Raw genomic sequence first — 16942 nt, 5'->3', positions numbered from 1 at the left:
GTCAGTCATTAGCTGAATTTATACGCGAAATAATAACTTGAAATTTGACTAATGATGTGCGGTCGCCGATAAAGGAGGGGCGCCGCACCGTGCGGCGCGAGGCCGCGACAGACGGCCGGCCATCACGATATCGCGCGTGCCGCGGCGCGCGCCAGGAGCCCGCATGACCCAGTCCCTTCCTTCCGCCCGCCAGCCGGCGCGTGCCGCGACGGCCGCGTTCATCGGCACGATGATCGAGTGGTATGACTTCTACATCTACGCGACCGCCGCCGCGCTCGTGTTCGGCGAACTCTATTTCCCGTCGCATGACCGCTTCGTCAGCACGATGGCGTCGTTCGCGACGTTCGCCGTCGGCTTCTTCGCGCGCCCGCTCGGCGGCATCGTGTTCGGCCACCTCGGCGATCGCATCGGCCGCAAGAAGGCGCTGATGACGACGCTGATGATGATGGGCGTCGCGACCGTCTGCGTCGGGCTGCTGCCCGACTATTCGAAGGTCGGCATGCTCGCGCCGGTGCTGCTGGTCGCGCTGCGCGTCGTGCAGGGGATCGCGGTCGGCGGCGAGTGGGGCGGCGCGGTGCTGATGGCGGGCGAACACGCGCCGCAGGGGCGCCGCACCTTCTTCGCGTCGTTCGCGCAGCTCGGCAGCCCGGCCGGGCTGATCCTGTCGCTGGTCGCGTTCCGCGCGGTCACGTCGATGGACAAGGCCGACTTTCTCGCCTGGGGCTGGCGCCTGCCGTTCCTCGCGAGCTCGGTGCTGCTCGTCGTCGGCATCCTGATCCGGCTCGGCGTGAACGAGTCGCCGGAGTTCGCGCGCGTGAAGGAGACGAACCGTACCGTGAAGCTGCCGGTCGCCGAAGTGTTCCGCTCCGCATCGGGGCTCGTGCTGCTCTGCATCGGCGCGAACACCATCGGGATCGCGGGCGTCTATTTCACCAACACGTTCATGATCGCGTACACGACGCAGTACGTCGGCGTGTCGCGCTCGCTGATCCTCGACAGCCTGTTCGCGGTCGCGATCATCCAGTTCATCGCGCAGCCGATCGCCGCGTGGATCGCCGAGCGCATCGGCGGCGCGCGTTTCCTGAAGATCGCCGCGCTGCTCGCGATGCTGTCGCCGTACCCGATGTTCATGCTCGTGCAGGGCGGCACGTCCGCGTCGCTCGTCGCGGGCATCGCGCTCGCGGTCGTCTGCATGGCCGGTTTCTATTCGGTGATCGCCGGCTTCGTGAGCGGCGTGTTTCCCGCGCACGTGCGCTATTCGGCGATCTCGCTCGCTTATCAGATCTGCGGCGCGATCGCGGGCGGCCTGACGCCGCTCGTCGGCACCTGGCTCGCGCATCGCTTCGCGGGCCAGTGGTGGCCGCTCGCGGTGTTCTACACGGGGCTCGCCGGCGTCTCGCTGCTTTGCATCGTTGCGCTCGACGCGCGCCGCGCGGCCCGGCCGGCCGCCGCCGAAGCGCTCGGCTCGCGCTGAAACTCAACGAACGAATTCATCGGAGTGCAAATGAAAGACCTGCTGGAAATCGACGGTGCCCGCCTGTGGCGGAGCCTGGCCGAGATGGCGCGCATCGGCGCGACGCCGCGCGGCGGTGTGCGGCGCCTTGCGCTGACCGACGACGATCGGCGCGGGCGCGACCTGTTCGCGCAGTGGTGCCGCGACGCGGGAATGACGGTGAGCGTCGATGCGGTCGGCAACCTGTTCGCGCGGCGCGCCGGCACCGATGCGCAGGCCGCGCCGGTGCTGATCGGCAGTCATCTCGACACGCAGCCCGAAGGCGGGCGCTTCGACGGCGTGTACGGCGTGCTCGCCGCGCTGGAGCTCGTGCGCACGCTGAACGATGCGGGCATCGCGACCGACAAGCCGCTCGAGATCGTGTCGTGGACCAACGAGGAAGGCGCGCGTTTCGCACCGGCGATGCTCGGCTCGGCGGTGTTCACGGGCGCGCTGCCGCTCGACGACGCGCTCGCGAAGCAGGATGCCGACGGTGTCACGCTCGGCGCCGCGCTGGACGCATGCGGCTACCGCGGCACGCGCGCGCCGGGCGGCGCGCTCGACGCGTATTTCGAAGCGCATATCGAACAGGGCCCGGTGCTCGAGGCGAACGGCACGACGATCGGCGTCGTCACGGGCGGGCAGGCGATCCGCTGGCTCGACGTGAGCGTGACGGGCGTGGCCGCGCATGCGGGCACGACGCCGATGCCGTATCGCAAGGACGCGTATTTCGCGAGCGCGCAGATCGCGCTCGAACTGGAACGGATCGTCGCGGGCTACGCGCCGCGCGGGCTCGCGACGATCGGGCAGGTCGGCATCCGCAACGCGTCGCGCAACACGATCGCAGGCGACGTGACGTTCACGGTCGACCTGCGCCATCACGACGATGCGCAGGTCGATGCGATGGAGCGCGAGCTGCGCGATGCCGGCGCGCGCGTGGCCGCCGCGCGCGGCGTTCAGGTGTCGATCGAGAGCTGCTGGCGCAGTCCGGCGGCGCCGTTCGACCGCGCCTGCGTCGAACTGGTCGCGCAGGCGGCGGACGCATTCGGCTACACGAACGAGCGGATCGTCAGCGGCGCCGGTCACGACGCGATCCTGCTCGCGCGCCGCGTGCCGACCGCGATGGTGTTCATCCCGTGCGTCGACGGGCTGTCGCACAACGAGGCCGAGGACGCGTTGCCCGACGACGTGACGCGCGGCACGAACGTGCTGCTCCACGCGGTGCTCGCACGAGCGGGCGTCGCGACGCGCGTGGCCGCGGCCGCGCACGACGCATGACACGGCGAATCGACGAGGACCCACGATGAAAACCTATTTCCACCCCGAACAGTTGCTGCACCATCCGCGCACCTACCTGTCGCGCGGCAGGATGCGCGAGCCGCAGGAGGTGCCCGAGCGCGCGGCGCGGCTGGTCGCGGCGGTGCATGCGCTTGACTTCGACGTGCGCGAGCCGGCCGACCGCGGCACCGCGCCGATCGCGGCCGTGCACGACATGAACTACCTGCGTTTTCTCGAGGAAGCGCATCGCGACTGGAAGCGGATGCCCGACGACTGGGGCGACGAAGTGATGTCGAACGTGTTCGTGCGCGACCCGAACCCGCTGCGCGGCGTGCTCGCGAAGGCCGCGCGCTATCTCGCCGACGGCAGTTGCCCGGTCGGCGCGAACACGTGGCGCGCCGCGTACTGGTCCGCGCAGAGCGCGCTCGCGGCCGCGTCGGACGTGAACGACGGCGCGCGCGATGCGTACGCACTGTGCCGGCCGCCCGGCCATCACGCGCGCCGCGATGCGGCCGGCGGCTTCTGCTACCTGAACAATGCGGCGATCGCCGCGCAGGCGCTGCTCGGCCGCCATCGCAGGGTTGCGATCCTCGACACCGACATGCATCACGGGCAGGGCGTGCAGGAGATCTTCTACGGCCGCGACGACGTGCTGTACGTATCGATTCACGGCGACCCGACCAATTTCTATCCGGTCGTCGCCGGTTACGAGGACGAGACGGGCGCGGGCGCCGGCGACGGCTACAACCTGAACCTGCCGATGCAGCATGGCGCGCCCGAGTCGGCGTTCTTCGAGCGGCTCGACGACGCGCTGCGGGCGCTCGCGCGGTTCCAGCCCGACGCGCTCGTGCTCGCGCTCGGCTTCGACATCTACAAGGACGACCCGCAATCGCAGGTGGCCGTCACGACCGACGGGTTCGGCCGGCTCGGCGGCGCGATCGGTGCGCTCGGCTTGCCGACGGTGATCGTGCAGGAGGGCGGCTATCACCTCGAGAGCCTCGACACGAATGCGCGCGCGTTCTTCGGCGGGTTCGCCGGCGCGCGCTGAGGCGCTGAGGCGCTGAGACGTCGATACGTCGATACGTCGATACGTCGATACGTCGATACGTCGAAGCGGCGGCCCGCGATGCGCGATGTGCGGCCGTCAACGAAAATGCCCGCACCGGAATCCCGGCGCGGGCATTTCTCAATCGCGGTGCCGCGTATCGGCACCACGCGGGTCACCGGGCGCTCACGAATTCGCGGCGACCGGCGCGCGGCGGCGCTGGATCATCTGCAGCGCGACGAGCGCGAGCCCCGCCGCCGCGATCAGCCCGCCGACGAGCGGCACCGCCGCGTAGCCGAAGCCGGCCGAGATCGCTGCGCCGCCCGCTGCCGCACCGACTGCGTTGCCGAGGTTGAACGCGCCGATGTTGACGGCCGACGCGAGGCCCGGGGCTTCGTGTGCGGCACGCATCACGCGCATCTGCAGCGGCGGGACCACCGCGAACGTCGCGACACCCCAGACCAGCAGCGTGACAGCGGCGCCGGCATGGGTGCGCGCGAGCAGCGGGAACGCGGCCATCGTCACGATCAGCAGCACCAGGAAGCCGATCAGCGTGCCGTCGAGCGAGCGGTCGGCGAGGCGGCCGCCGGCGATGTTGCCGATCGAGAAGCCGACGCCGATCAGCACGAGCATCGCGGTGACGAAGCCGGGCGTCGCGCCGGTCAGGTGTTCGAGCGTCGGGGCGACATACGTGTACAGCGTGAACATCGCGCCGGCGCCGAGCACCGTGGTCCCGAGCGCGCCGAGCACGACCGGGCGCGTCAGCACCGACAGTTCGGCACGCAGGTTCGGCATCCTGCCGGCTGCGCCCTTCGGCAGCGCGGCGAACAGGCCGGCGATCGCGATCAGGCCGAGCACGGCGGTCGCCGCGAACGACATGCGCCAGCCGATCATCTGGCCGAGCCAGGTCGCGGCCGGCACGCCGCCGACGTTCGCGATCGTAAGGCCCATGAACATCGTCGCGACCGCGCTGGCCTGCTTTTCGCGCGGCACGAGGCTGGCCGCGACCACCGAGCCGAGCCCGAAGAACGCGCCGTGGTTCAGGCTCGTGACGAGTCGTGCGAGCAGCAGCGTCGTGTAGTCGGGCGCGACGGCCGACAGCAGGTTGCCGATCGTGAAGATCGACATCAGCGCGATCAGCGCCGAGCGGCGCGACCAGCGCGCGAGCAGCAGCGTCATCAGCGGCGCGCCGACCATCACGCCGATCGCATACGCGCTGATCAGCATGCCGGCCTGCGGAATCGACACGTGGACGCCGTCGGCGATCACGGGCAAGAGGCCCATCGGCGAGAACTCGGTCGTGCCGATGCCGAACGCACCGGCGGCGAGCGCCAGCAGCGGCAGCGTGGCGCTGCCGCCCGGGCGGGAAGGGGAAGAAGTCGTGGTGTTCACGCGATGCGCTCCGGTAAGCATGGGGCAACGGCACCGGGCCGTTGTGGACAGGGTGAAGTGTGCCTGCGTTACTTTTGCGGAAAAAGCCGTGCTCGGGCGAAATTATCTTGATTTCATGTCAACAATGCGCGATTGGGACGGCACGCGCGTACGGCCGCCGGGCGGGGCTTCCCGCGATGCGACGGCCGGCCGCCGGCCGTGCGGACGATCGAACCGTATCCGGAGCAAGGTTTTCGTCGTCGGACGGAACGCGGCGTCCGGGTGGGTGCGCGATCCGCTTGCGCGCCGCGCTCGATGCGCGGCGGGTGTTCGACGTGATGCGGGCGGCAGGCGGGGGCGTGCGGGGCGGGCCGGCGCGCGGCGTCGTCAGGCCGGTCGGGCGACGGGCCGCACAGCCGGCGAGGCCCGGCGCGAGCGCGTCATCCTTCCCGCCAACCCACCCTTTGCCGGCGCGGCTTGCCGCCAAAAAAATCCCCGGTCACAGGGGGACCGTGGCCGGGGCGGAAAGGCATCCTCTCTTTGGCACGAGGGCGGATGCGGGCGCAGTATATTTCGGTGCATAACGTTTCGAAGTGACGTTAAACGGCCTTTTTTGGCGTCAATTTGAAAATTCCGGCGTGATGGCGTCGATCGTCACCCATTCGAAAGATTGGTCGTGCACTCGGACGGACGTTCCGGGGGCACGATGACGGCAATGCCGGCCGTCGTCCGAAGCGACTGCGCGCAGACGGCCGAATCCGCTGCCGCGCGACGAGGCGGAATCCGCCGGCGTCGCGCGGGTCGCGCATGCCAGGCCGGTCGGTCAGTCCGCCTGCCCGGCCGCATCGCGCACCGCCTCGAGAAACCGCGCGACGACGGGCGAGCCCGGCGCCGCCGCACCGTCGAACACGAACTCGATGTCGAAGCGGCTCGCGAGTTCGTCGAGTGCGACGAGCCGGACCGTGCGCGGGCACGTCGGCGACGCGCTTTCCGGCACGAATGCGCAGCCCATGCCGGCTGCGACGAGACCGATCAGCGTCGGGATGTCGCTGCCGACCTGCGCGATGCGCGGCGTGAAACCGGCCCGGTCGCACTGAGCCATCAGGAAGCGGTGGTGCGCGGCGGAGCGCTGCGCGTCGAACCAGACGAACGGCTCGTGCGCGACGTCGGCGAGCGTGCGCGGCGCGTGGAAGCGGCCGCCGGGCGGCGCAGGCATCGCGAGCACGAAGCGATCGCTCAGCAGCCGCACGCCCGACAGATGCGGCGCCTCGTCGCGGCGCCACGCCATGATGCCGCCGTCGAGCTGGCCGAGCATCAGCGCCGCCGCCTGTTCGGCCGACAGCATCGGCGCGATCGACAGCTTCACGTCCGGACACGCGTCGCGAAACGCCTTCAGCACGTTCGCGACGACCGGCAGCGGCAGGCAGTTCGGCAGCGCGCCGAGGCGCAGTTCGCCGAGCTGGCCGGCCGCGCTGCGCAACGCGCGTTCGCGGCTGTCCCGCAATGTCGCGAGCAGGCCCGTCGCATCCTGCAGGAAACTCGCGCCGGCCGCCGTGAGCGTGACGCCCGTCGCGCGGCGGATCAGCAGCGGCGTGCCGATCGCATCCTCGAGTTCGCGGATCTGCCGCGACAGCGCAGGCTGGACGATGCCGGCCGCGCGGGCGCCGGCCATCACGCTGCCGGCTTGCGCGACGGCCACGAAGTAACGCAGGTGACGCAGTTCGATCTGGCGCATGCGGTGTCGGCTCCGGTGTTCGGCCTCGATTCTATGGGTATGCCTGTCAAGCATGGTAAGTGCCATCCAATGGTATTGGAAAGCATGGCGAGCGTGCCGTACGATGGTCGTCGTTGGCGGGCCGGTTCACCGGCCCGTGCGTTCTCCTTGCCCCGATTCCCGACCGTGTCCCGCATCATGCCGCTTCATATCCAGACCCCCTATATCCGCTCGCAAATCGCGTCGCGCCGTCTCGGCAAGAACATCCGGCTGAAGCTCGACGCGCTGCAGCCGTCCGGCTCGTTCAAATTGCGCGGCATCGGCGCGGCGTGCGAAACACGGCATGCGGCCGGCGCGCGCCGGTTCGTGTCGTCGTCGGGCGGCAATGCGGGCATCGCGGTCGCGTATTGCGGCCGCGAGCTCGGCGTGCCGGTGCTCGTCGTCGTGCCGGAAACCGCGTCGGCCCGCGCGCGGGAGCTGATCCGCGTCGAGGGGGCGGAGGTGGTCGTGCACGGTGCGAGCTGGGCCGAGGCGAATGCGTTCGCGCTGTCGACCGTCGGTACGCAGGACGCGTTCGTGCATCCGTTCGACGATCCCGTGCTGTGGCAGGGGCACGCGACGATGATCGACGAGATGGCGGTGGCCGGCCCGAAGCCCGACGCGGTCGTGCTCGCGGTCGGCGGCGGCGGGCTGCTGTGCGGCGTGCTCGAGGGGCTCGCGCGCAACGGCTGGCACGACGTGCCGGTCGTCGCGGTCGGGACGGAAGGCGCCGACAGCTACGCGCGCTCGGTCGCGCACGGGCATCCGGTCGAATTGCCGGCGATCACGAGCATCGCGACGTCGCTCGGCGCGAAGCGGCCGTGCGACGCGGCGGTCGCATGGGCGAAGCGGCACGCGATCCATCCGGTCGTCGTGTCGGACGCGCAGGCGGTGGCTGCGTCGCTGCGGTTCCTGGACGAGCACCGGATCGTCGTCGAGCCGGCGTGCGGTGCTGCGCTGGCCGCGCTCGAAGAACCGGTGCCGGTGCTTGCTTCGGCGTCGGAGATCGCGGTGATCGTGTGCGGCGGCGTGACGGCGACGGCCGAGCAGATGCGGACGCTGAACGCGACGCTGCGGTAACGCGCTCGGGCATGTGACGCAGCGCAGCCGGATCGTGATGCGGACGAAGATGTCACGGTGAAGTGACGGCGAAGTGACGGCGGGGCGGGACCGGTCGCGGGCATCCGCGGAATCGGGGGCGTGTCGTCTGTCGCGACGGGCTGTTTCCGCTCGCGGGTTAAGTCACGCCGGGCGCGCGCAGCCAGTGGCCGGGGGCAAGATCTTCTCGTCTGAGGGTGACGGGGCGGGGATCGGCCGGCGCACCGCGCGCACGGCGCGCGGCGCGGCGAGGGCGCGCGCGGTCAGTTCGCGGACGGCGCGCTGGCGCCGGTCGGCGCGGACGACGCGACGGGGCCGGCAGCAGCGGGTGCGGACGTCTTGCCTGCCGGCGCCGGAGCGGCGTTCGAGGGCGTCGGCGCGGACGCCGCCGGCGCAGGCACGGACGATGCCGCCGTGGTAGCGGCAGACGTCGACGTGGCCGGCGCCGAAGCGGAAGTGGGCGTCGAAGCTGAAGCGGGTGCGGAGGCTGACGCGGGCGTCGAAGCCGAGGTGGGCGCCGAGGTCTTAGCAGGTACCGCAGCCGAAGCAGGCGCCGAAGCCCGCGCCGAGGCCGAAGCTTGTGCCGAACCCGAACCCGAACCCGAACCCGAACCCGAACCCGAACCCGAACCCGAACCCGGCGCGGCACCCGCCGCAGCCGCCGAACCCACGCCGGCTCCCAACCCCGACCCGACGGCCCGCATCGTCCCCGGCGCGACCACGGACGATGCCGCAGCAGGCACGGCCGGCACGACCGACGTGCCCTGCGTCGGCGCGACGCTCGGCACGGACAGCGGCACCGGCGCCGCCGGCGGCGTCGGCACGACCGGCGTCGTCATCTTCATCGGCTCGCCCTGCGGCGTCGGCGCGGGCTCGGGCAGCGGCGTCACGGGCTCCTTCTCGGCCGCCTTCACGGTCGCGCGATCGCGGCGGGCCGGATCGATCTTCAGGAAATGCTCGACGAGATTGAAGAAGCGCTCGTAGAACACGCCGGCGGGAATCGTCTCGCTCGCGGTCTTCACGAGCGCGTCGTCGCTCGACCCGATCGGCAGCGACAGCGAACCGAACACGCTGAGCCCGACGCTCGCCGACGTATTCGACTTCTTCAGCGTGTAGCGGTCCTGCACCGCGTTCACGTACGCGATGCTCGACGAGCCGTCGGCAGTCGCGTCCGCGCACACGACGTGAAACTCAATCACGACATGCATGTCGTTGCTCGGCTGGAAATTCTTGCTGCCGTCGACCGCGTCGTTGCGCGACGAGGACACGACATAACCCTGGCTCAGCAGCGCGCGCCGCGCGGCCTCGCAGGAAGCGTCGGATTTCGAGTGGAACGTGTGCGCATACGGGCTGCTCGTCGCGTCGAACTGCTCCTGCTGGTAGATCGGCTTGGGTGGCGACGAGCACGCCGCCAGCACGGTCGCGGCCGCGAGCGCGCACGAAACGGAAAACAGGCGAAATCGGTTGTGCATGGCGTCTTTCAATAGGCTCGGCGAGATGCCGCGCGGGGCTGCGGGCGCAACGCACGCGGCGGCGGGGCCGGTGCGATGCGCGTGGCAATCTCGTATGGCCGGGGCGTCATTATAGTTTCGTTTGATGTCGCGCTCGCTTCAGCCGGCCGGCGCCGGCCGCGCGGCGGCGAGCAAGCGCGACGCCAGCGGGTGGTGTTCGCCGCGCCGCGAGCGGATCGCATGGATCTCCTCGGTCACGTCGGCCGCGCGGCCGAGCCGGCGCAGCCCGCGCAGCAGCGATGCGTCGTTCGCGCCGAGTTCGCTGAGCGGAAACACGCCGAGGCCGCGCGCCGCGAACACGGCCATCAGCGCGCTGTCCTCGAATTCGCCGGCAATGCGGGGCACGATCCGTTCCCGCTCCAGCCACAGGTCGAGGCGCGCGCGCAGCGCCGAGTGGGCGGTCGGCAGCAGCACCGGCAGCTCGGCGAGGCACGCCGGAAAGCGCTGCCGCGCGGCCGGCGTGACGAGCGCCGCGGGCCCGTACCAGTCGACCGGCGACGCGACGAGCCGCTCGCTCGTCACGCGCAGGTTCGACCCCGACGGTGCACCCTGGCCCGCCAGCACGAGGTCGAGGTGATGGAGCGCCAGTTCCGCGAGCAGCGCGTCGTGCTCGCCCTCGTGGCACAGCAGCCGCAGCGTGGGCGTATCGAGCACCGGCGCGAGGAGCGCATGCGCGGCGAGCTTCGAGATCCCGTCCGCGAGGCCGACCGCGAGCCGCACGGTCGGCTGGCTGGCCGCCGCGCGCACTTCGTCGGGAATCAGCCGGCCCATCTCGAAGATGACCTCCGCACGCGCATACGCGGCCTGGCCGGCGTCGGTCATCGCGACACCGCGCCCGGCCGGGCGCAGCAACTGGTGGCCGAGCGACTTTTCCAGTTCGCGGACCTGCGCGCTGATCGTCTGCACGGCCATGTCGAGCCGCTCGGCGGCCCGCGCGAAGCCGCCTTCCTTCACCACGACCCAGAAATAGTACAGGTGTCGAAAATTCAGCATCGGATCGTTATTTCGTAAAAACCGAACCAAAGATCAGATTCTCTCTGATTTTTTCGAAGTCGTGGGGTGACTATCATCGGGCTTTCCACCTTCGAATCGGCCCTTTTCATGGACTACCTGCTGACGCTTGCCGCCGACCCCGCCGTCTGGGCCGCGCTCCTGACGCTCGTCGTGATGGAAGTCGTGCTCGGCATCGACAACCTGATCTTCATCTCGATCCTCAGCAACAAGCTGCCCGAAGCGCAGCGCGCCCGCACACAGCGCCTCGGCATCGCGCTCGCACTCGTGATGCGCCTCGCGCTGCTCGGCAGCGTCGCGTGGATCGCGAGCCTGACCGAACCCGTGTTCACGCTGTTCGATCACGCGTTCTCGTGGCGCGACATGATCCTGCTGTCGGGCGGCCTGTTCCTCGTGTGGAAGGCAACCACCGAGATCCATCACCACGTGTCGCATGACGGCGACGGCGCGGGCGCGTCCGGCGGCGCGGCCGGCCTGACGATGTGGGCCGCGATCGGCCAGATCGTGATGCTCGACATCGTGTTCTCGATCGACAGCATCGTGACCGCGATCGGCATGACCGAGCACGTCCCGATCATGTTCGTCGCGGTGATCGTCGCGGTGTCCGTGATGCTGTTCGCCGCCCAGCCGCTCGCACGTTTCATCGACCGCAACCCGACCATCGTGATGCTCGCGCTGTCGTTCCTCGTCGTGATCGGCATGACGCTGATCGCGGAAGGCTTCGGGTCGCACGTGCCGAAGGGCTATATCTACGCGGCCATGGCGTTCTCGGCGTTCGTCGAGGGCATGAACATGCTGGCGCGGCGTGCGAAGGCGAAGCGCGTGGCGCGGCGCGAAGGTCATTGAGCCAAGCGGGCGGGACGTGGCCCGCCCGCGATTCGGAATGTCCGACGAAAGGAGAAACGCGATGAAATGTCCGGTCTACAAGACGCCCGACCTGCTGATGGCCGAGCGGCAATCGATCGAGATCGACTACTGTCCGACGTGCCGCGGCGTGTGGCTCGATCGCGGCGAACTCGACAAGCTGATCGCGCGCGAAACCGGCGACGGGCCGGCGCGCCGCGACGAGGTGCCGGTGCGGCACGATGCGCAGGCGCCGCGCGGGCGTGACGACGGCTGGGGGCGCGACGGCCGCGTGCCCGACGACCGTTACCGGCACGACGGCCGGCGTCGCAAGAAGTCGGTGTTCGACCTGTTCGATTTCGATTGAACGCGACGGCGAGCGTGTACTGCTCGGCACATCGAAAAAAAGCCCCGCCGCGCGTCATGCCCGGCGGGGCTTCGTCATTCGTCATTCGTCATGCGCGTCGCGTGACGAACACGCGCCGACGTTACGCGTTGCCGGCCGTCACGTCGATGCGGCGCGGGCGCGTTTCCTCGCGGCGCGGAATCGTCAGCGTGAGCACGCCGTCGCGCAGGCCCGCATCGATCCGCGACGTGTCGAGGTCGGGGCTCAGCACGAACGTGCGCACGTAGCGCGGCGCGCGGACTTCGGCGTGACGCACGCGCAGGTCGGCCGGCGTGTCGATGCGTGTGTCGGCTTCGATCGTCAGCGTGTTGTCGTGCACCTTCACGTCGAGGTTTTCGCGCGGCACGCCGGGCAGGTCGGCACGCAGCGTGACGCGCTGCCTGTCTTCGACGATATCGACGGCCGGCGTGATCGCGGGCCGGCGCACGGCTTCGGCGGCGGCTGCCTGCGCGGCACCGGTCTGGCGTTCGGTCAGGGTCTGGCTCTGGCTCGTATTCATATCGTTCTCCTGAAGGTTACTGAACGGTGATCGCGCGCGGCTTCGAGGCCTCGCGCCGGCCGACGCGAATCAGCAGGCAGCCGTTCTCATAGCGGGCGCTGACGTTGTCGGCGTCCGCGTTCTGCGGCAGCTCGACCACGCGGCGGAACGCGCCGTGAAAGCGCTCCTGCGCGTAGGTGCGTACGTCGTCGCCGGCGTCGTGCGGTGCGGGTTTGCGCTCGCCGCTGATCGTCAGCAGGTCCTTGTCGATCGAGACGTCGAAGTCGGCCGCGGCCATGCCGGGAGCGAACGCGACGATCTCGATCGCGTCGTCGGTCGCGCCGACGTTCAGCGCGGGGAACGCGCTCGGACGCACCGCGCGGATGCCGGTCGGGGGCTCGCCGAACAGGCTCGCCATCTGCCGCTGTACCCGGGCGAACTCGTCGAACAGGTCGTGACCGAAATGAATACCGCTCATGAGGATCCTCCGGAACATGAGACGCGAAAGACACGATGGCGCGACGCCGATGGCGAGTGCGACGCACGGTTTTCCGCTGAGTCGAAACGGGGGCAGTGCGCGTGACGGGCACTGCCTGGCAACGGGTAATTAGAGGCCGCCGCGGTCGTTTTCAAGAGGGAAAGTGCAATCGGCATCAACGCGTCGTGACGGGGATCGATGCGACAATCGTCGCGCTATCCACAGACCACGGAGACGGAACGGACATGGAGATTCAACGCATCGCGATCGTCGGGGCCGGCGTGATCGGCGCGAGCTGGGCGGCTTTCTATCTGTCGAAGGGCTTCGACGTCGTCGCGACCGATCCCGCACCACAGGCCGACGCGCGGCTGCGCGACGCGCTCGCGGCCTTCCTCGGCGAGCGGGCCGCCGAACTTTCCGCGCGGCTGTCGTTCGACGCCGATCTCGTGCGCGCGCTCGACGGCGTCGATTTCGTGCAGGAAAACGGCCCCGAGCGGCTCGACCTGAAGCGCGCGCTGTACCGGCAGATGGACGACGTGCTGCCCGCGCGCGTGCCGATCGCGTCGAGCTCGTCGGGCCTGAAGATGTCCGAGATCCAGACCGCGTGCGACAGGCATCCGGAACGCTGCCTGATCGCGCATCCGTTCAACCCGCCGCACCTGATTCCGCTCGTCGAGCTGGTCGGCGGCAGCGCGACCGACCCGAGCGTGATCGCGCGCGTGAAGGCGTTCTACGACGCACTCGGCAAGCAGACGATCGTGCTCAACAAGGAGATGACCGGCCACGTCGCGAACCGGCTCGCGGCCGCGCTGTTTCGCGAGGTGTATCACCTCGTCGGCGAAGGCGTGGTGAGCGTCGCCGATGCGGACAAGGCGGTCGCGTGGGGGCCGGGCCTGCGCTGGGGCTTGATGGGGCAGTGCCTGACCTATCACCTCGGCGGTGGCGCGGGCGGGATCGCACACTTCCTCGAACACCTGTCGGGGCCGATCACGACGTGGTGGGACGACCTCGGCACGCCGTCGTTCGATCCGGCCGTCGATCGCAAGCTGAACGACGAACTGCGCGCGATCCAGGGCGAGCGTTCGATGCAGGAACTGGCGGCCGAGCGCGACCGGCTGCTCGTCGAGCTGATCGACGCGCGCCGCCGCAGCTTCCTGCCCTGAGCGCGTCGCCGCGCGGCGTTCCGGTCGCGCCGGGAAGGCTATTGCTGCAGGGCCGTTTGCGGTGCCGGCTGCGGCGTCTGCGCGAGCCACGCGGGCAGCGCGGCCTGCACCAGTTCGCGATTGCGCGCGCGCGTCGCGGTATCCGGCGGATAGTTACCGTCGTTGGTCGGCAATTCGCCGTCGAGGTAGGCCTGCTTCAGCTGGGCGACGACTTCCGCGCGCGTGAGGCCCTGCGCGGGGGCGGCGGCATCGGTTTGCGCAAAGGCGGGGGACAGCAGCGCGGCTGCGGCGGCCGCGACGGCGATTCGCACGACGTTCATGGTGTGCTCCGATCAAGGGGACGGGACAGCGGACGCGCGGCACACTGCCGTGCGTTCCGATGCGGCCCATTGTCGCGAGCGGGGACTGCGCGGACGCTGACGCGTTCCGGGCAAGATGGTCAGTTGCGCGCGAACACCGCGGCGGCGTTGGCGTGAAGGCGGCAGCCAGCCTTACAGCTCGGCCGCCGCCGCGATCAGCGTCGCTTCGAGCGCGAGCGTCGAGCGCGACGCGGCCGCCGGCCGGTCGATCACGTATTCGAGTTCGCCGAGTTCGGGGAGCCCCGCGTCGAGCCGCGCGAGCCCGGCCGGAATCACGTAGCCGGCGAACGCGCTGACGCCGAGCCCCGCGCTCGCGGCCGCGCGCAGCACCGCGATGCTGCTGCTCACGACGGCGATCCGGTAAGGGCGGCCGACCGCCTCGAGCGACTCGAGCACGCGGCGGCGCGATACGCTCGGCTCCGGATGCATCGCGAGCGGCAGCACGGCCTCGTGGCCGGTGATCCGCGAATCGGGGCCGGTGCACCAGTACAGCGGTTCGCTGCGGATCACGCGGCCGCGCCGGCTGCCCGCGACGCGTTTCGCGAACACGAGGTCGTGACGGCCTTCGTCGAGCGCATCGAACAGGTCGCCCGACAGCCCGGTCGAGATCGCCAGCTCGACTTCCGGATTGCGCTGCACGAAGCTCGCGAGCGCGGCCGTCAGGTGCGCGGACGCGAAATCCTCCGACATCGCGAGCCGCACCTTGCCCGACAGCGGCGGGCCACACACCGACGTGACGGCCTCGTCCATCAGCTCGAGGATGCGCACCGCGTAGCGGAACAGTGCATCGCCGTGCTGCGACAGGTGCACGTTGCGCGTGTCGCGCTCGAACAGCGGCCGGTCGAGCAGCTCCTCGAGGCGGCGAATGTGCTGGCTGACGGTCGACTGCGACAGGCTCACGCGTTCGGACGCGGCGGTGAAACTGCCGGACTGGGCGACGGCGACGAAGCTGCGCAGCAGCTCGGGCGGTAATGGACGCATTGCTAAATCCACTGAATCGGTTTCGACAACTTCATAAATGGCCGGATGGTGCGGCGCTAGTATCGGATCACGCGCTGGTGCGGCCCATGCAAACGGGGCGCACCGGACGCGTAGCCCGTGTCGCGCCGCCGGCTCCATCGGTCAGTCTAAGCCATCCGGCGTCCGGCCCGAAACCGCATCATCCCATCGACCGCCTGAGAACGCGCTCGCACGACGAGCCGCCGGGCCGCGGCGCCCCGCCGCAGGAGACACCCAGTCCGCGCCCGGAACCGGCATGCGGGCCCGACTCCCGCACGCGTCAGGCACCCGTCACGAAGAGACTGGAGACGACTCATGATCATCTACGGAACCGCGCTGCTGGCGTTCTGCCATCTGGCCGGACTGTTCCTCGGCGACCTGCTGGGCGCAGCGATCGGCGTGAAGACCAACGTCGGCGGCGTCGGCATCGCGATGCTGCTGCTGATCTGCCTGCGCCTGTGGCTGCACCGGCGCGGCTGGCTGCCGAAGGAGACCGAGGCCGGCGTCGGTTTCTGGGGCGCGATGTACATCCCGGTCGTCGTCGCGATGGCCGCGAACCAGAACGTCGTCGCCGCGCTGAAGGGCGGGCCGGTCGCGCTGCTCGCCGCCATCGGCGCGGTCGCGATCTGCGCATGCTGCATCGCGGTACTCGTGCGCACCGGGCGCGACGACACGGCCTTCGCGGGCATTCCCCAATTCGAAGAACAGTAACGGAGGCCGCCATGCTGCAGATGCTCGAAAAAACCGTCGCCCACAACGGGCTCGTCGCGTCGTTCGCGCTGGTCGGCCTGATCATGTGGCTGTCGTCGCTCGTGTCGCGCAAGCTCACCTTCGGCCGCGTGCACGGCTCCGCGATCGCGATCGTGATCGGCCTCGTGCTTGCGTACGTCGGCGGCGCGTTCACCGGCGGCGAGAAGGGGCTGGCCGACGTCAAGCTGTTCGCCGGCGTCGGCCTGATGGGCGGCGCGATGCTGCGCGATTTCGCGATCGTCGCGACCGCGTTCGAAGTGCAGCCGACCGAGGCGCGCAAGGCCGGCCTCGTCGGCGTCGTGTCGCTGCTGCTCGGCACCGTGCTGCCGTTCATCGTCGGCGCGTGCATCGCGCGCGCGTTCGGCTATACCGATGCGGTCAGCATGACGACCATCGGCGCGGGCGCGGTCACCTACATCGTCGGGCCCGTCACGGGCGCCGCGATCGGCGCGAGCTCCGACGTGATCGCGCTCAGCATCGCGACAGGCCTCGTGAAGGCGATCATCGTGATGGTCGGCACGCCGGTCGCGGCGAACTTCATGGGCCTGAAGACGCCGCGCTCCGCGATGATCTTCGGCGGCCTCGCCGGCACCGTGAGCGGCGTGAGCGCGGGCCTCGCGGCGACGGATCGCCGGCTCGTGCCGTACGGCGCGCTGGTCGCGACGTTCCATACCGGCGTCGGCTGCCTGCTCGGGCCGTCGGTGCTGTTCTTCACGACGCGCGCGCTGGTCGGCGCATAGCCGCCCAAGCGTGCGATCCGGGCGACCGGTGCGCAAGCGCCGGCGCGCGCGGGCCGCGGCGGGGCCGCATCCATCGCGGCGTCCTCTGAGTCGCATTCGTCAACATCATCAATCGGCGGCGGCGCCAGGCTTAGAATGCCGCTGAACCATCGAAGCGGGAGAACTGT

General features: G+C 70.0%; 17 protein-coding genes. 9 read left to right on the top strand and 8 right to left on the bottom strand.

From position 1 onward, the window contains the following. The first annotated feature begins 163 nt into the window (after positions 1-163). Genes DIE17_RS24165 through DIE17_RS24155 form a run of 3 tightly spaced genes read left to right on the top strand, consistent with a single transcriptional unit; the run spans position 164 to position 3818 of the window. On the top strand, positions 164-1474 hold the full coding sequence (locus DIE17_RS24165) for an MFS transporter (RefSeq protein ID WP_044844932.1): 1311 nt from the start codon (positions 164-166) through the stop codon (positions 1472-1474). A gap of 30 nt (positions 1475-1504) precedes the next feature. Next, positions 1505-2770, top strand: a complete 1266-nt coding sequence (locus tag DIE17_RS24160) for a Zn-dependent hydrolase (RefSeq protein ID WP_124487551.1) — start codon at positions 1505-1507, stop codon at positions 2768-2770. 25 nt (positions 2771-2795) lie between these two features. Beyond that, positions 2796-3818 (top strand): histone deacetylase family protein, encoded by a 1023-nt coding sequence (locus tag DIE17_RS24155; protein ID WP_124487552.1) that lies wholly within the window; start codon positions 2796-2798, stop codon positions 3816-3818. A gap of 183 nt (positions 3819-4001) precedes the next feature. Here DIE17_RS24155 and DIE17_RS24150 read toward each other — a convergent pair whose 3' ends face one another. Together DIE17_RS24150 and DIE17_RS24145 are read right to left on the bottom strand one after the other, a co-directional pair. Further along, on the bottom strand, positions 4002-5207 hold the full coding sequence (locus DIE17_RS24150; protein WP_124487553.1) for an MFS transporter: 1206 nt from the start codon (positions 5205-5207) through the stop codon (positions 4002-4004). Between the two features lie 802 nt (positions 5208-6009). Next, complete coding sequence (locus tag DIE17_RS24145; protein ID WP_124487554.1) at positions 6010-6921, bottom strand: LysR family transcriptional regulator; 912 nt, start codon at positions 6919-6921, stop codon at positions 6010-6012. A 177-nt stretch (positions 6922-7098) separates the two neighbouring features. On the opposite strand from DIE17_RS24145, the gene DIE17_RS24140 reads away from it, so the two are divergent. Then, positions 7099-8019 carry a pyridoxal-phosphate dependent enzyme gene (locus DIE17_RS24140; protein WP_124487629.1) on the top strand — a complete coding sequence of 307 codons (921 nt, stop codon included), beginning with the start codon at positions 7099-7101 and terminating at the stop codon, positions 8017-8019. Positions 8020-8300: 281 nt separating this feature from the next. Here DIE17_RS24140 and DIE17_RS24135 read toward each other — a convergent pair whose 3' ends face one another. After that, a complete protein-coding gene (locus DIE17_RS24135) occupies positions 8301-9509 on the bottom strand; it encodes a DUF2242 domain-containing protein (protein WP_124921377.1) in 1209 nt (402 codons plus the stop codon). A gap of 138 nt (positions 9510-9647) precedes the next feature. Further along, positions 9648-10541 (bottom strand): LysR family transcriptional regulator, encoded by an 894-nt coding sequence (locus DIE17_RS24130; RefSeq protein ID WP_124487556.1) that lies wholly within the window; start codon positions 10539-10541, stop codon positions 9648-9650. 108 nt (positions 10542-10649) lie between these two features. Here DIE17_RS24130 and DIE17_RS24125 point away from each other — a divergent pair, with 108 nt between their 5' ends. Both DIE17_RS24125 and DIE17_RS24120 read left to right on the top strand, forming a co-directional pair. Further along, the gene (locus tag DIE17_RS24125) at positions 10650-11405 is read left to right on the top strand and encodes a TerC family protein (protein ID WP_124487557.1); all 756 of its coding nucleotides are present in this window, start codon (positions 10650-10652) and stop codon (positions 11403-11405) included. 61 nt (positions 11406-11466) lie between these two features. Beyond that, positions 11467-11769 carry a zf-TFIIB domain-containing protein gene (locus DIE17_RS24120; protein ID WP_124487558.1) on the top strand — a complete coding sequence of 101 codons (303 nt, stop codon included), beginning with the start codon at positions 11467-11469 and terminating at the stop codon, positions 11767-11769. Between the two features lie 121 nt (positions 11770-11890). Here DIE17_RS24120 and DIE17_RS24115 read toward each other — a convergent pair whose 3' ends face one another. Beyond that, entirely contained in the window at positions 11891-12307 is a 417-nt protein-coding gene (locus DIE17_RS24115; RefSeq protein WP_124487559.1) for an Hsp20/alpha crystallin family protein, read from the bottom strand. Between the two features lie 16 nt (positions 12308-12323). Continuing rightward, complete coding sequence (locus DIE17_RS24110; RefSeq protein WP_044844922.1) at positions 12324-12764, bottom strand: Hsp20/alpha crystallin family protein; 441 nt, start codon at positions 12762-12764, stop codon at positions 12324-12326. Between the two features lie 245 nt (positions 12765-13009). Between DIE17_RS24110 and DIE17_RS24105 the strand changes: the two genes are divergently transcribed. After that, entirely contained in the window at positions 13010-13927 is a 918-nt protein-coding gene (locus DIE17_RS24105; protein WP_124487560.1) for a 3-hydroxyacyl-CoA dehydrogenase NAD-binding domain-containing protein, read from the top strand. A gap of 38 nt (positions 13928-13965) precedes the next feature. Here DIE17_RS24105 and DIE17_RS24100 read toward each other — a convergent pair whose 3' ends face one another. Both DIE17_RS24100 and DIE17_RS24095 read right to left on the bottom strand, forming a co-directional pair. Then, positions 13966-14247, bottom strand: coding sequence for a DUF4148 domain-containing protein (locus tag DIE17_RS24100; protein ID WP_124487561.1), 282 nt, complete (start codon positions 14245-14247; stop codon positions 13966-13968). Positions 14248-14418: 171 nt separating this feature from the next. Continuing rightward, complete coding sequence (locus tag DIE17_RS24095) at positions 14419-15267, bottom strand: LysR substrate-binding domain-containing protein (RefSeq protein WP_039322076.1); 849 nt, start codon at positions 15265-15267, stop codon at positions 14419-14421. A 333-nt stretch (positions 15268-15600) separates the two neighbouring features. Between DIE17_RS24095 and madL the strand changes: the two genes are divergently transcribed. Then, entirely contained in the window at positions 15601-15996 is a 396-nt protein-coding gene (madL, locus tag DIE17_RS24090; RefSeq protein WP_124487562.1) for a malonate transporter subunit MadL, read from the top strand. An 11-nt stretch (positions 15997-16007) separates the two neighbouring features. Continuing rightward, the gene (gene madM / locus DIE17_RS24085) at positions 16008-16775 is read left to right on the top strand and encodes a malonate transporter subunit MadM (protein ID WP_124487563.1); all 768 of its coding nucleotides are present in this window, start codon (positions 16008-16010) and stop codon (positions 16773-16775) included. The last annotated feature ends 167 nt before the right edge of the window (positions 16776-16942 follow it).

This window comes from Burkholderia sp. Bp9099, assembly GCF_003857805.1.
Lineage (GTDB): Bacteria > Pseudomonadota > Gammaproteobacteria > Burkholderiales > Burkholderiaceae > Burkholderia.
This window is presented reverse-complemented; position numbering and strand designations above follow the sequence as displayed.

Excerpts from the sequence above, each read along its gene's own strand:
- DIE17_RS24165 (WP_044844932.1), top strand. The coding sequence starts at position 164 with ATGACCCAGTCCCTTCCTTCCGCCCGCCAGCCGGCGCGTGCCGCGACG.
- DIE17_RS24160 (WP_124487551.1), top strand. The coding sequence starts at position 1,505 with ATGAAAGACCTGCTGGAAATCGACGGTGCCCGCCTGTGGCGGAGCCTG.
- DIE17_RS24155 (WP_124487552.1), top strand. The coding sequence starts at position 2,796 with ATGAAAACCTATTTCCACCCCGAACAGTTGCTGCACCATCCGCGCACC.
- DIE17_RS24145 (WP_124487554.1), bottom strand. The coding sequence starts at position 6,921 with ATGCGCCAGATCGAACTGCGTCACCTGCGTTACTTCGTGGCCGTCGCG.
- DIE17_RS24140 (WP_124487629.1), top strand. The coding sequence starts at position 7,099 with ATGCCGCTTCATATCCAGACCCCCTATATCCGCTCGCAAATCGCGTCG.
- DIE17_RS24135 (WP_124921377.1), bottom strand. The coding sequence starts at position 9,509 with ATGCACAACCGATTTCGCCTGTTTTCCGTTTCGTGCGCGCTCGCGGCC.
- DIE17_RS24130 (WP_124487556.1), bottom strand. The coding sequence starts at position 10,541 with ATGCTGAATTTTCGACACCTGTACTATTTCTGGGTCGTGGTGAAGGAA.
- DIE17_RS24125 (WP_124487557.1), top strand. The coding sequence starts at position 10,650 with ATGGACTACCTGCTGACGCTTGCCGCCGACCCCGCCGTCTGGGCCGCG.
- DIE17_RS24120 (WP_124487558.1), top strand. The coding sequence starts at position 11,467 with ATGAAATGTCCGGTCTACAAGACGCCCGACCTGCTGATGGCCGAGCGG.
- DIE17_RS24115 (WP_124487559.1), bottom strand. The coding sequence starts at position 12,307 with ATGAATACGAGCCAGAGCCAGACCCTGACCGAACGCCAGACCGGTGCC.
- DIE17_RS24110 (WP_044844922.1), bottom strand. The coding sequence starts at position 12,764 with ATGAGCGGTATTCATTTCGGTCACGACCTGTTCGACGAGTTCGCCCGG.
- DIE17_RS24105 (WP_124487560.1), top strand. The coding sequence starts at position 13,010 with ATGGAGATTCAACGCATCGCGATCGTCGGGGCCGGCGTGATCGGCGCG.
- DIE17_RS24100 (WP_124487561.1), bottom strand. The coding sequence starts at position 14,247 with ATGAACGTCGTGCGAATCGCCGTCGCGGCCGCCGCAGCCGCGCTGCTG.
- DIE17_RS24095 (WP_039322076.1), bottom strand. The coding sequence starts at position 15,267 with ATGCGTCCATTACCGCCCGAGCTGCTGCGCAGCTTCGTCGCCGTCGCC.
- madL (WP_124487562.1), top strand. The coding sequence starts at position 15,601 with ATGATCATCTACGGAACCGCGCTGCTGGCGTTCTGCCATCTGGCCGGA.
- madM (WP_124487563.1), top strand. The coding sequence starts at position 16,008 with ATGCTGCAGATGCTCGAAAAAACCGTCGCCCACAACGGGCTCGTCGCG.